The sequence below is a fragment of the Candidatus Regiella insecticola LSR1 genome (genome assembly GCF_000143625.1).
Taxonomy (GTDB): Bacteria; Pseudomonadota; Gammaproteobacteria; order Enterobacterales; family Enterobacteriaceae; genus Regiella; species Regiella insecticola.
Window position 1 is genome coordinate 184,394 of the sequence record NZ_GL379592.1, and the last position, 12,730, is coordinate 197,123.

Annotated in this window: 9 protein-coding genes and 1 pseudogene; 5 read left to right on the forward strand and 5 right to left on the reverse strand. The window is 40.8% G+C overall.

Annotated features, from left to right (window positions below; genetic code table 11):
- Positions 1-26: 26 nt before the first annotated feature.
- Both REG_RS06655 and rhlB read right to left on the reverse strand, forming a co-directional pair.
- Positions 27-926, reverse strand: a pseudogene (locus REG_RS06655) (Ppx/GppA phosphatase family protein); the annotation flags it as partial.
- 6 nt (positions 927-932) lie between these two features.
- Positions 933-2,228: an ATP-dependent RNA helicase RhlB gene (rhlB, locus tag REG_RS06660; RefSeq protein ID WP_006704940.1), complete on the reverse strand. Its 1,296-nt coding sequence runs from the start codon at positions 2,226-2,228 to the stop codon at positions 933-935.
- A 118-nt stretch (positions 2,229-2,346) separates the two neighbouring features.
- On the opposite strand from rhlB, the gene trxA reads away from it, so the two are divergent.
- From trxA to REG_RS06675, 3 genes are all read left to right on the forward strand, one after another.
- Entirely contained in the window at positions 2,347-2,673 is a 327-nt protein-coding gene (gene trxA, locus REG_RS06665; protein ID WP_006704941.1) for a thioredoxin TrxA, read from the forward strand.
- Between the two features lie 472 nt (positions 2,674-3,145).
- On the forward strand, positions 3,146-4,405 hold the full coding sequence (rho, locus tag REG_RS06670; protein WP_039907647.1) for a transcription termination factor Rho: 1,260 nt from the start codon (positions 3,146-3,148) through the stop codon (positions 4,403-4,405).
- A 405-nt stretch (positions 4,406-4,810) separates the two neighbouring features.
- Positions 4,811-5,203 carry a hypothetical protein gene (locus REG_RS06675; RefSeq protein WP_039907650.1) on the forward strand — a complete coding sequence of 131 codons (393 nt, stop codon included), beginning with the start codon at positions 4,811-4,813 and terminating at the stop codon, positions 5,201-5,203.
- Between the two features lie 136 nt (positions 5,204-5,339).
- On the opposite strand, the gene REG_RS06680 is transcribed toward REG_RS06675, so the two are convergent.
- A complete protein-coding gene (locus REG_RS06680; protein WP_039907651.1) occupies positions 5,340-6,239 on the reverse strand; it encodes a hypothetical protein in 900 nt (299 codons plus the stop codon).
- 410 nt (positions 6,240-6,649) lie between these two features.
- Here REG_RS06680 and recC point away from each other — a divergent pair, with 410 nt between their 5' ends.
- Positions 6,650-10,036 carry an exodeoxyribonuclease V subunit gamma gene (recC, locus tag REG_RS06685; protein ID WP_006704944.1) on the forward strand — a complete coding sequence of 1,129 codons (3,387 nt, stop codon included), beginning with the start codon at positions 6,650-6,652 and terminating at the stop codon, positions 10,034-10,036.
- 25 nt (positions 10,037-10,061) lie between these two features.
- Here the strand turns inward: recC and gndA are convergent, their stop codons facing one another.
- Positions 10,062-11,477, reverse strand: a complete 1,416-nt coding sequence (gene gndA, locus REG_RS06690; RefSeq protein WP_006704945.1) for an NADP-dependent phosphogluconate dehydrogenase — start codon at positions 11,475-11,477, stop codon at positions 10,062-10,064.
- 18 nt (positions 11,478-11,495) lie between these two features.
- On the reverse strand, positions 11,496-12,395 hold the full coding sequence (galU, locus tag REG_RS06695) for a UTP--glucose-1-phosphate uridylyltransferase GalU (protein WP_039907785.1): 900 nt from the start codon (positions 12,393-12,395) through the stop codon (positions 11,496-11,498).
- A 138-nt stretch (positions 12,396-12,533) separates the two neighbouring features.
- Here galU and REG_RS11325 point away from each other — a divergent pair, with 138 nt between their 5' ends.
- Positions 12,534-12,725 (forward strand): hypothetical protein, encoded by a 192-nt coding sequence (locus REG_RS11325; RefSeq protein ID WP_006704947.1) that lies wholly within the window; start codon positions 12,534-12,536, stop codon positions 12,723-12,725.
- Positions 12,726-12,730: the final 5 nt, after the last annotated feature.

Below are 12,730 nucleotides of genomic sequence, written 5' to 3' on the forward strand. Positions count from 1 at the left end.
CAAGAGATTTCGAGCAGGTGCTAACACAGCATCTCGTACAACAGCCCCTCCCGCAGCCCTCCTCCTGAAAGACCCATACTTTCGATATTTAATTCCTGAAAAATAGCGATCAAAATCGACAAACCACTGGGAAAAACACCGGTACGCTCTAACGTCAATCCTGCAATATCCAGATTCTCTATATTGCCGCAGACAATCGCTTTTTGTTTCAATTGCTGTAACCTTTCTAAGGTGATCAATTCGTCCATCCCTTGATTGATCATAATTTCTTGCAATCGTTGAACAATACCAGAAGTCCCAACGCAAATTTGCCAACCATGGTGACGAAAATTCACGCCAACTGGCTGAATAATTTCTCCCGCACTTTGTTCAGCTTGAGCAAAATTTTGGGTTGATAGCACAGCATCGTGAAAATAACGATCCAGCCAGGTAACACAGCCCATGGGCAAACTAACTAGAATATTAGCTTGCGTCCCACTGCCAGCAATCAGCTCGGTACTGCCTCCTCCAATATCAACCACTAAACGCTTTTCCGGCCCTATGGTATTTTGTGCCATTCCCTGATAAATGAGCCGTGCTTCTTCCTCACCACTAATCACTTCGATAGAACAATTTAGAATATCACGTGCTCTGGCCAAAAATAGATCCGCATTAGATGCTAACCTCAATGCAGCGGTTGCAACCACACGGATCTGATGACGAGGAATATTTTGTAAAGAGGTAGCAAATAATGTTAAGCATTGCCAACCTCGTTCTAGTGACGCTTGCGATAAGCAATTTTTAGCATCTAGACTTGCTGCTAAGCGTACTTTTTGCTTAATACGGTTTAATGGCTGAATACTGCCTGCTACCTTACGTACTACCAACATATGAAAACTATTGGATCCTAGGTCGATAACAGCATGGTGTGAGGTAGCATTGGACATCGTATATTATTGACCTGATCGTTTACGGTTGTTACGTAATACATTATTGTCGCTACGTGATACAGATTGGCGGCGCGTACCGACGAGAGTGCGACGAGCACGTGGTAGCGGTTTGGGTTGAGGCAAATCTGTTAACAAGCTATCACTATTATATTTACTGACCGGGATCCTATGACCGATATAGCCTTCAATTGCCGGCAAATTTAGTGCGTACTCTTCACAAGCTAAACTGATTGAATAACCACTTTCTCCCGCCCGCCCAGTACGACCTATGCGGTGAACATAATCTTCACAATCATCAGGTAGGTCATAATTAAAAACATGTGTCACTAATGGAATATGCAACCCACGGGCAGCGACATCCGTCGCAACTAAAATATCTAGATCGCCTTTTGTAAATTCTTCTAAAATACGTTGACGTTTTTTTTGCGCAACATCTCCTGTCAATAGCCCAACTCTATGGCCATCAGCGGCTAAATGACGCCAAATATCTTCGCAACGATGCTTAGTATTAGAAAAAATAATACAACGATCTGGCCATTCTTCTTCAATCAGTGTTTGTAATAGCCGCATTTTCTCTTCATTTGAAGGATAAAATAATTCTTCTTGAATACGGTGGCCTGTTTTTTGTAGCGGCTCTACTTCAACATATTGGCCATTATGCATTAGTTCAAATGCAAGCTCATGTACTCGGCAAGACAGGGTGGCGGAAAATAGCATATTCAAGCGTTTATCTGCTGATGGCATACTATGAAAAAGCCAACGTATATCTTTGATAAAACTGATATCACACATACGATCAGCTTCATCTAACACCACAACCTGAATTGCAGCTAAATTAATATAGCCTTGTTTTGCATAACCAATGATACGGCCAGTGGTGCCAATTAGAATATCGACGCCCTTTTCCAGTACCTTAAGTTGTTTATCATAACCATCCCCACCGTAAGCCAGACCTAATTTCAAGCCGCTGGATTGAGATAAAGACACCGCGTCTGCATGAATCTGTAGGGCTAACTCCCGTGTCGGTCCCATAATTAAAGCGCGTGGTTGATTAATCATTTTTCCCTCTTCCGCTGGGAAAGAAAGTAAATGATGAAAAGTAGACGCTAAAAACGCGAGCGTCTTTCCAGTACCTGTTTGCGCCTGACCCGCCACATCTTGCCCGGTTAGGGTGATTGGCAACGTTAACGCCTGGATAGGCGTGCAATTATGAAATCCCTCATTTTCAAGGACCTCGATAACCTGTGGGTGCAGGGCGAAGTCGGAAAACTTCTGTTCGGTCAAGTGTGTTTTGCTCATAGTGTGGTAGAATACCAGCTAATTGTTGCTTTAAGAAAGCGTATCCGGTGAAATAAAGTCAATCTTTTCTTGATTAATACTATATCAAACCAGTTGACACAATACTTTGGAGTAGAGTATGAGCAAAAATATAAAGGATCTTGAAGATAAAACTTTCCAAGTTGATGTATTAAAAGCCAGTGGTCCAGTGTTAGTTGATTTTTGGGCTGAATGGTGCGGTCCATGTAAAACACTTGCTCCAATTTTGGATGAAATTGCTAACGAATATGCAGGAAAGCTGACTGTCACCAAATTAAATATAGATGATCAGCGGGAAACAGCCCCAAAATATGGTGTACGCGGCATCCCAACACTATTGTTATTTAAAGACGGGAAAGTAGCAGCGAATCAGGTAGGACTTGTATCGAAAACTGACCTTAAGAAACTTCTGGATACCCACTTGTAATCGATTTTGACATCGTCAGAGTCAGATATTTAGCGTAAAATATGATTTCTCTCTCGCTGGCAACTAGACGATTGCAAAGAAGCATGTTAGATTTAGTTCATTCGCTGCGCGGCTTATTCTTTCAAAAACAGAATTAAGCGCTGTTCTCGCTGCACAGAATGCATTGATGGCAGAGCGCTCTTCACCTAGCTAATTGTTACCTGACGATTTAATCAAGTAAAAACTCATCTAAGCGAGTGAGAGTTAATTATATTAGTAGTAGGGATCCCCGGCTTAAAGTCGGGGTGCAATCAAAGAATCAGTCTAAACATTTAACCTCGAAGCTGCCACTGTCATATGCCCTTCGCCTTTGAAGCTGCGGCCAGGGCGTGAGACCGATGAGCGTAATATACTACGTGATTCGCCGGTTGCTTTATCACACAATCCAAAACAATACTTCGAGACATATTCCCAGTTTAAAGAACCCACCATTATGAATCTTACTGAATTAAAAAACATCCCAGTTCATGAGTTAATAAAACTTGGCGAAGAAATGAATCTAGAAAATCTAGCTCGTACACGCAAACAAGACATTATCTTTTCTATCCTTAAACAACACGCTAAAAGTGGCGAAGATATCTCTGGGGATGGCGTGTTGGAAATATTGCAAGATGGATTTGGTTTTCTCCGTTCAGGAGACAGTTCTTACCTTGCCGGTCCTGACGATATCTATGTTTCTCCTAGCCAAATTCGTCGTTTTAACCTTCGTACTGGTGACACTATTGCCGGTAAAATTCGGCCACCTAAAGAAGGTGAACGTTATTTTGCGCTATTGAAAGTGAACGAAGTTAATTACGATAAACCAGAAAATTCCCGAAACAAAATCCTCTTTGAAAATCTGACTCCTCTACATCCTAACTCGCGGTTAAGGATGGAACGAGGCAATGGTTCAACGGAAGATGTAACTGCTCGAGTACTCGATCTTGCTGCACCTATCGGCCGTGGTCAGCGGGGTTTGATTGTGGCACCACCCAAAGCAGGAAAAACAATGTTATTGCAGAATATTGCCACTAGCATTGCCCATAACCACCCTGATTGTGTATTGATGGTACTGTTGATTGATGAGCGTCCGGAAGAAGTTACTGAAATGCAGCGTTTAGTTAAAGGTGAAGTTATTGCTTCTACCTTTGACGAACCTGCATCTCGTCATGTTCAAGTGGCTGAAATGGTTATTGAGAAAGCAAAAAGATTAGTTGAACATAAGAAAGATGTTATCATTTTGTTAGATTCAATTACTCGTTTAGCTCGCGCCTATAACACAGTGGTTCCCGCTTCAGGTAAAGTCTTAACAGGTGGTGTTGATGCTAATGCTTTACATCGGCCTAAACGGTTTTTTGGAGCAGGCCGTAACGTTGAAGAAGGCGGTAGTTTGACCATTATCGCTACCGCATTGGTTGATACCGGTTCTAAAATGGATGAAGTTATCTATGAAGAATTTAAGGGCACAGGCAACCTGGAACTGCATTTATCACGTAAAATTGCTGAAAAACGTGTATTCCCTGCCATTGATTACAACCGCTCTGGCACGAGAAAAGAAGAACTTCTCTCCACTTCAGACGAATTACAAAAAATGTGGATACTGCGTAAAATTATCCAGCCCATGGGTGAAATTGATGCAATGGAATTTCTTATCAACAAATTGTCTATGACCAAAACTAATGATGAATTTTTCAACATGATGAAACGTTCGTAAATTTCATCATCATAAAAATTAAATAAACACCGCTTACAGAAAAAACGTTTTTGAGTAAGCGTTCGTGATTGAGCTTAATTGACAGTAATCAAGATGGGATTAAAAAATCAGTGATACTTTTCTCAGTGTATTAACTTCAATTTAAGAAAAGCGGTTAAGCGATTAACTAAAAATAAGGCATGATTCACTATAATGTTTTTGATTCATAATCAAAAAAGCGTTTTTTGAAAGCGAGTTAAAGCAACACTCTGTATAAAGTCACTCTGTATTTATATGTAAATATGAGTAAGGGTTATGGTGGTATTTTGATATTTATTTTTACAAATGGAATATAAAAATTAACACTCTATTTTCAACCCAATTAAATAACTGCTAGCTCCTATAATCACAACAGAGAACGTTAAAATGTCATCATCTTTTACTGTGCAAAATGATCCTTTACAGGAGGATACAATAATAAAAATCACACCAGGGACAGAAGATCTCCCTATTTCGAGTGAAAATAAACAACCTATATCTTGTTTTTGTAGCACTGAAAAAACAGCCGATAGTAATAATAAAGAAAAAGAAGCACTATTTGATGCTTTAAACGAACCACCCATTTTACGCGAGCCTAATCTGGTTATTTCGAGCGCCTTCTCAAATTCGGATAGATGTTTCACTAAACTTTTTCATGCTTCAGCTGCAACAGATAATAACGCTGCTTCCATCAATCAGTCGACCCACGATATTTTAGGCAGATTTAGCGCCAGAAAACTAACTGCAGAAGATATTCACAGGATCTTTAGCACACTTTGACATCTCTTCCCGGCGAGGATCCGCGTTCTGGAACTTCGTTGCCATCGGGGTGCCAGTGTCGATATTGATTCCTGAAACGTTCGTTGTGGACATCTGCTGTTGGTGCAACAAAATCGCTGAAGACGAAAGCATAGTATCAGCTTGTTGTTAAACAGCCTGGAGTTTTTATAAAATTGAGTAACGAAGCCAGATTATTTTTAATTGCCTCTTTTCCTCTTTGGTAATCAGTATTAATAGCATCGTCAGCTTTTTTCAATAGCGCTTTATATTTCTTATCTTTTTTCAACAGTGCTTGACCTATTCTAGCTTTAGCTTCCCCCCTCCCTGTTTGATATTTCTTAATTTTTTCAGCGTTGCGAGCTTTTTTAGCTTCGATTTTTGTTTTCACTGCATTAATTTCACTTTCATCTCCATTCCGATTAAATCTTTTAATGGCTCGCTCGAGTTCAATAGTCAAACTCTTAATAGCGCCTGTTCTTTCTAAAAGTGTCTTGATTAAATTAATTTTTCTTCTCTTATTTGCTTGCGCTAAAAATTTCTTGAGCTGGCGAGGTGCTTTACTTATCTTTCTTGCTTTCGCTGATAAAAATGCCTCGAGTCGGCTAGGTGTTTTTCTTCGCGGATTTTCTTGTGATAAAGGTGCTTGTTTATTTTCAGTTTTATCTTTTAATCTGCTATCCATAAATTTTCGCGACATAGCTTCAAATTCTAACCACTCTTTTTCTACTTCCTCTTGCTGAAATTGAGAAGCAACAGGTTTAGATTCTTTTTCTTGTGTAACTGATCCATATCCATATCCATATCCAGATTCAGAAATAGTTTCTTCTTTATCATGTCCCTCTAATATCAGCTGAACTTGATGATCCACACTAGGAGAACCTCTCGTGGATGATGCCATCTCTTCTGTATTTGGTTTTGGAGTCACAAGTGCTAATACTTGCTGTGGTTGTGTGGTTTTGTTTTCTACTGATATATCTGTGACAAGTTGTTGTGATGTGCTACAGACTGCTGTTATTTCTCTTGAAAAAAGACTCATTAGCCCCTTCTTGCACCGAACCCATAATGTTGGATTACTCGTTGTCTGTACTGTATCGCATATTCTGCCAGGCATAGTCATTACCTCATTATTATTTTCAATAAATATTTTAAGGCGCTAAGATATGACATCTGGTTATATTTAAAAAACAAAAACCGCTTATTCAACAATATAAATAATAAATTTATAAATAAAATTATTCTTTTACGCTTTTATACTAAAATTTAAAATAATAAGGTTAGTGGAAATATTTATTACAAAGATTATATTTTTAATATATCGTCTCAAAAGCCAAAATATCACCCATAACCTGTTTTACATAAAAAAATGGAACAATGGAAAAAAATGATTAGCGCAACTAAAAAATTTCGCCTAATCTCTCCGTTTCATTATCAGAGAACAAAAAGACAATGTTCACCATTTACTATTCCAATCAATTAGATATATTAAAAGAGCTGATGACGGCACTGATAAAACGTGAGCCGTTGGCGGATCCATTTCAACAAGAAATAATATTAGTACAGAGCCCAGGGATGGCACAGTGGCTACAAATTCAATTAGCGCAACAATTCAATATTGCGGCCAATATTCAATTTCCTCTTCCTGCCACATTTATTTGGGATATTTTTATCAAGGTATTACCTGGTATACCGAAAGAAAGTGCTTTTTGCAAAGAGGCAATGAGCTGGAAATTGATGTGGTTGTTGCCACATTTACTTAATCGTCCTATTTTCGCCCCGATAAAACAGTATCTAAACGACGATAACAATAAACAAAAAATTCATCAATTATCAAAACGGGTAGCCGATCTGTTCGATCAATATTTGGTTTATCGTCCTCAGTGGTTAAAACAGTGGGAAAACGGACGGCTGATTGATGGATTGGCCGATATACAACAATGGCAGGCGCCTTTATGGCAGGAATTGGTAAAATATACCCGTGAACTTGAACAACCTGAATGGCATCGCGCTAACCTCTATCAAGGTTTTATTCAAAGATTGCATGAAAGTGAGACTTGCCCACAAGGTTTACCGAAACGGGTATTTATCTGCGGTATTTCTGCCTTACCCCCTATTTATTTGCAAGCCTTGCAAGCGTTAAGTAAACATATTGATATTCATTTGATGTTTACCAATCCGTGCCGCTATTTTTGGGGTGATATACAAAATTATGCCTTTCTGGCTAAATTACAAAGCCGTCGGCACCGCTCTGCTCACAGATCGCGTCCATCCCCTTCGTTACCGCAGACACCGTCAGACGCCACATTATTTAATGCAGAAGCTGAAAAAAATCTCAGTAATCCGTTACTCGCCTCCTGGGGGCGTTTAGGTCGAGATCACCTCTATTTATTATCACAATTTGACGATATCCAAGAAATACATGCATTTGCTGATGTTGAGCCAGATAACCTACTCCATGCGGTACAACATGATATGTTGGAGCTAGAAGATCATGCTGTTATCGGTACCACAGTGGAAACCCTCAGCCACAGTGATCAAAAACGGTTATTTGATCCACAAGATCGCTCTATTAATATCCATGTTTGTCATAGCCCGCAACGAGAAGTCGAAGTTTTACAGGATCAATTATTGGCATTATTGGCGACAGACGCCAAGCTAACGGTGCGCGATATCATTGTGATGGTAGCGGATATCGACAATTATACGCCTTATATTCAGGCGGTATTTGGCAACGCAACCCATGAACGTTATTTGCCCTTTGCGATTTCAGATCGTAAATCCAGTCAAGTTCATCCCGTATTACAAGCCTTTATTACCTTACTTGATTTGCCGCAAAGTCGCTTTACTTCAGAGCAAGTATTAATGTTTTTGGAAGTGCAAGCATTAGCTAAAAAATTCGATATCAATGAAGAAGGCTTATGCCGTCTACGCCAATGGGTGAAAGAATCGGGAATACGTTGGGGATTAGATGACGATAACGTGCGGCAACTTTCTTTACCTCCAACCGGTCAGCACACCTGGCGATTTGGGTTAACGCGTATGCTACTCGGCTATGCGATGGACAGCAGCGCGGGAGACTGGCAAGGCATACTCCCTTATGACGACTCCAGTGGTTTGGCGGCAGAATTAGTAGGAAAACTCGCAGAAATGCTAATGCAACTCAGCGTATGGCGTGAGCAACTCAGTCATCCTCGTACCCTGGTTGAATGGTCTTGCCTGTGCCGAAAATTACTCGATACGTTCTTCGAATCCAACGATGATAATGAAGAAATTTTGGCTTCGATCGAACAACAGTGGCAAAAAATTATCAGTTATGGCGTTGCTGCAAAATACCCCGACAGTGTCCCTATTACGCTACTAAGAGATGATCTCCTAGCACACTTTGAAAACGAAAGAATAAGCCAACGTTTTTTGGCCGGATCAATCAATTTTTGTACTTTGATGCCCATGCGTTCAATTCCTTTTAACATTGTCTGCTTATTAGGGATGAATGATGGTATTTATCCAAGAACAGTAAAACCATTGGGTTTTGATTTAATGGCTAAGCAAATACAAAAAGGCGATCGTAGCCGTCGAGATGATGATCGTTATTTGTTTCTTGAAGCCTTACTTTCCGCAGGGCAGCAGCTCTATATTAGCTACATTGGTCATTCTATTCAAAACAACAATACCCGTTATCCTTCGGTATTAGTGAGTGAATTACTGGAATATATTGCGCAAAGTTATCGGCTCCCAGGAGACGAAAAAAAATGCGCCGATGAAAGTGCTCAACGTGTCACCGAACATATATTACAAAGGCATACGCGAGAGCCATTTGCCGCCAGCAATTTTTTCATTGGCAGTGAACAACAAAGTTATGCCGCTGAATGGTTGCCAGCGGCACAAGGGCTAGGAAAAGCTTATCCTGATTTCAATCAACCTTTAGCGATAGGCGCCTTAACCGAGTTCACATTGCATGATCTCATCTCTTTTTACCGCCATCCCATCAGAGCTTTTTTTCAATTACGCCTGGGGGTGAATTTTATTATCGAAGAAAGCGAATTATCTGACGAAGAGCCTTTCACCTTAGATAATTTAGCGCGCTATCAATTTAATACGCTGCTTTTGAATGCCTTGATAGAACAAAAAGAGATGGATCAATTTTTTGCGCGATCTAAAGCGGCAGGTATTTTACCTTATGGATCTTTCGGCGAAATATATTGGCAAAATCAGCGAGATGCCCTGATGCCACTGGCACAACAAATTCGCCAAGAAAAAGAACAAGGTTACGATTTTGAATTAGATATTGATGTGGGCAAAGCCAAGCTGTGCGGCCGGATAAATCAAGTCCAAACGGATGGATTACTGCGCTGGCGACCCAGTACATTAACCGCGGTAGATGGGTTATTACTGTGGCTAGAGCATCTTGCCTACTGCTTGGCGGGGGGGCAGGGTGAAAGTCGGATCTATGGTTGTAAAGGAACAAGGTGGCGCTTTGGCGCATTATCTCAGTCTGACGCCCAACAATATTTAAAAGTACTGTGTTCGGGATATCAACAGGGTATGAGCCAACCACTCTTACTATTACACAAAAGTGGTTGGGCATGGTTGCAGCATTGTTTTAACTCAAAAACTGGCGAAATTTGTTGGGATGAGAAAATACAAAATCAAGCCAAAGCCAAGTTATTACAAATGTGGCAGGGTAATATCAACAAAGGAATTTCAGGAGAAGGTGAAAATCCTTATATCCAGCGTGTTTTTCGTGCTATGGATGAACAGTATTTGCAAACTATTTTGCAAGAAACAGAACGTTATTTATTACCCTTAGCGCTTCATAATATAGCCGAATCAGTTTAATTTGATTCGAGGCGAAGGGGATATATCACCATTTGCTATGAAATATCCCTTCCTTATCTATACGTTGATAAGTATGAGCGCCAAAATAATCCCGCTGTGCTTGAATGAGATTGGCTGGCAATACTTCCGCACGATAGCTATCGTAGTAGGCTATTGCGGCACAGAGAGTAGGGGTTGGAATACCATTTTGTACTGCGTAGGCCACCACATCTCGTAACGCGGACTGATATTTATCAGTGATATCTTTAAAATAAGGCGCCAATAGCAGATTCGCGATATCGTTGCTTTCAGCATAAGCCTCAGTGATTTTTTGTAAAAACTGAGCGCGGATAATACAGCCAGCGCGAAAAATACTGGCGATTTCACCGTAGTTTAGCTTCCATTTATGCTCTTCTGCCGCCGCGTTCAGTTGCTGAAATCCCTGTGCATAAGATACGATTTTACCCAGATACAATGCGCGCCGGACTTTTTCAATGAATTCCTCTTTATTGCCATCAACGCGTTTTATTTTTGGACCTGTTAGCACTTTGGCAACAGCGACTCGCTGCGATTTTAGCGAGGAAAGATAACGGGCAAACACCGATTCAGTGATCAAGGTCAACGGAATACCTAAATCTAAGGCGCTTTGGCTGGTCCATTTGCCGGTACCTTTATTGGCCGCTGCATCAAGTATTTTATCAATCAGATCACTGCCGTCTTCATCTTTTTTAGCAAAGATATTAGCGGTAATTTCGATAAGATAACTTTTTAGCTCTCCTTTGTTCCACTCGCTAAAGGTCTCTGCCAGTTCTGCATTCTTCATGCCTAATGCGTTTTTCAGCAATGAATAGGCTTCCGCAATCAGTTGCATATCGCCATATTCGATACCATTGTGTACCATTTTTACATAATGTCCGGCACCGTCAGCACCGATATAGGTAACACAGGATTTGTCATCCAATGTAGCGGCAATTTTTTCTAGCAGAGGCGCTACCAATTGATAAGCCTCTTTTTGTCCGCCAGGCATAATCGATGGCCCTTTCAATGCCCCCTCTTCACCACCAGAGACACCAGTGCCAATAAAATGAACACCGAGGCTAGAGAGCTCACTATTGCGGCGCATGGTGTCCCGGTAATAGGTGTTGCCGCCATCGATCAAAATATCCCCCTTATCTAAATGAGGAACCAATGAGGCAATAGTGTCATCGGTGGGTTTACCCGCTTTTACCATCAGTAAGATGCATCTTGGGGTTGCCAGTGAAGCCACAAATTCTTTGATAGTGTAATGTGGGATCAGGCTCTTGCCTGGATTTTCTTCAATGACTTCCTGTGTTGTTTCTCTTGTACGGTTAAAAATGGCGACGGAATAGCCCCGGCTTTCAATATTAAGCGCCAAGTTGCGACCCATTACCGCCATCCCGACGACCCCTACGCCTCCCAATGTTTTCTCTTGTTTCGACATATTTGAAAAATATCCTCTTTAAAACTGCTTTAACCAGGCCAAGAAAGCCTTACCTTCGGTTTGATGATGAATACCATAGCTAACAAACGCCTTCATATAACCGAGCTTATCACCACAATCATGTGATTTACCGCTTATATGAAACGCTTCGACTAATTTTGGATTTTCCTTATCTTTAATCAAGTTAGCGATTGCATCCGTTAATTGTATTTCTCCGCCGACCCCATAGGTGATCTTTTTTAATTGCGGCCAAATATCTGCTGAAAAAACATAGCGTCCTACTATCGCTAGATTAGAAGGGGCTTCACCCACGATAGGTTTTTCTACTACATCGAGCATCAGCGCGCTATCGCAGGGTGATAACGTCACCTGATTACAATCGACGATACCGTATTTGGTTACTTCGAGTGCCGGCACAGGCTCTACCATAATTTGGCTACGTCCATTTTCTCTAAATCGTTTCATCATCAATGCTAAATTTTGTAATTTAACCTCTGTGGTAGAGGTATCCAATAACACATCTGGCAGTAAAACGACAAAGGGAGCATCGCCGACTACAGGTTCAGCACATAGTATGGCATGTCCCAAACCTTTCGCTTGTCCTTGGCGTATTTGTATAATAGTGACATCCGACGGGCAAATCTCTTTAATTTCTTTTAATAATTGGCGTTTTACACGTTGCTCTAAAACCGATTCTAATTCAAAAGAAGTATCAAAATGGTTTTCGATAGCATTTTTTGATGAATGACTCACCAGCACGATTTCTTTTATACCGGCGTCGACACATTCATTGACAATATACTGAATTAAGGGTTTATCAACGACTGGCAACATTTCTTTCGGTATTGCCTTAGTTGCAGGCAGCATTCTGGTACCAAGCCCCGCAACCGGGATAACCGCCTTCAATTCTTTGCTCATTTTTTTACCTTGTTTATCACACAATAGCCGGCTTTTTCATCAGAGCAATCTTAATCCGCTGTTAAGATTGAAACAAGCCGTTTGTCTACGCAAGCCGAAATAGCATTTTCGTCATAAAATGTTAACTTACTATACCCAATGAATTTCGAGTTACGGCAAGGCGGCAAGGGCGACCGACCGATGAGCGTAGACATACTACGTGATTCGGCGAGCACCCGCAGACAACAAAGCCGTAACTTGAAAGGCGAAGGGTATATATTTACATGCCAACAAATTGACGGTATTAGCGCACTTCAGATTTGTTACAATGCCGTTTTATTCTTTAATTAATAGAT

Coding starts and splice junctions, on each gene's coding strand:
- rhlB (WP_006704940.1), bottom strand. CDS start 2,228: ATGAGCAAAACACACTTGACCGAACAGAAGTTTTCCGACTTCGCCCTG.
- trxA (WP_006704941.1), top strand. CDS start 2,347: ATGAGCAAAAATATAAAGGATCTTGAAGATAAAACTTTCCAAGTTGAT.
- rho (WP_039907647.1), top strand. CDS start 3,146: ATGAATCTTACTGAATTAAAAAACATCCCAGTTCATGAGTTAATAAAA.
- REG_RS06675 (WP_039907650.1), top strand. CDS start 4,811: ATGTCATCATCTTTTACTGTGCAAAATGATCCTTTACAGGAGGATACA.
- REG_RS06680 (WP_039907651.1), bottom strand. CDS start 6,239: ATGAGTCTTTTTTCAAGAGAAATAACAGCAGTCTGTAGCACATCACAA.
- recC (WP_006704944.1), top strand. CDS start 6,650: ATGTTCACCATTTACTATTCCAATCAATTAGATATATTAAAAGAGCTG.
- gndA (WP_006704945.1), bottom strand. CDS start 11,477: ATGTCGAAACAAGAGAAAACATTGGGAGGCGTAGGGGTCGTCGGGATG.
- galU (WP_039907785.1), bottom strand. CDS start 12,395: ATGAGCAAAGAATTGAAGGCGGTTATCCCGGTTGCGGGGCTTGGTACC.
- REG_RS11325 (WP_006704947.1), top strand. CDS start 12,534: ATGAATTTCGAGTTACGGCAAGGCGGCAAGGGCGACCGACCGATGAGC.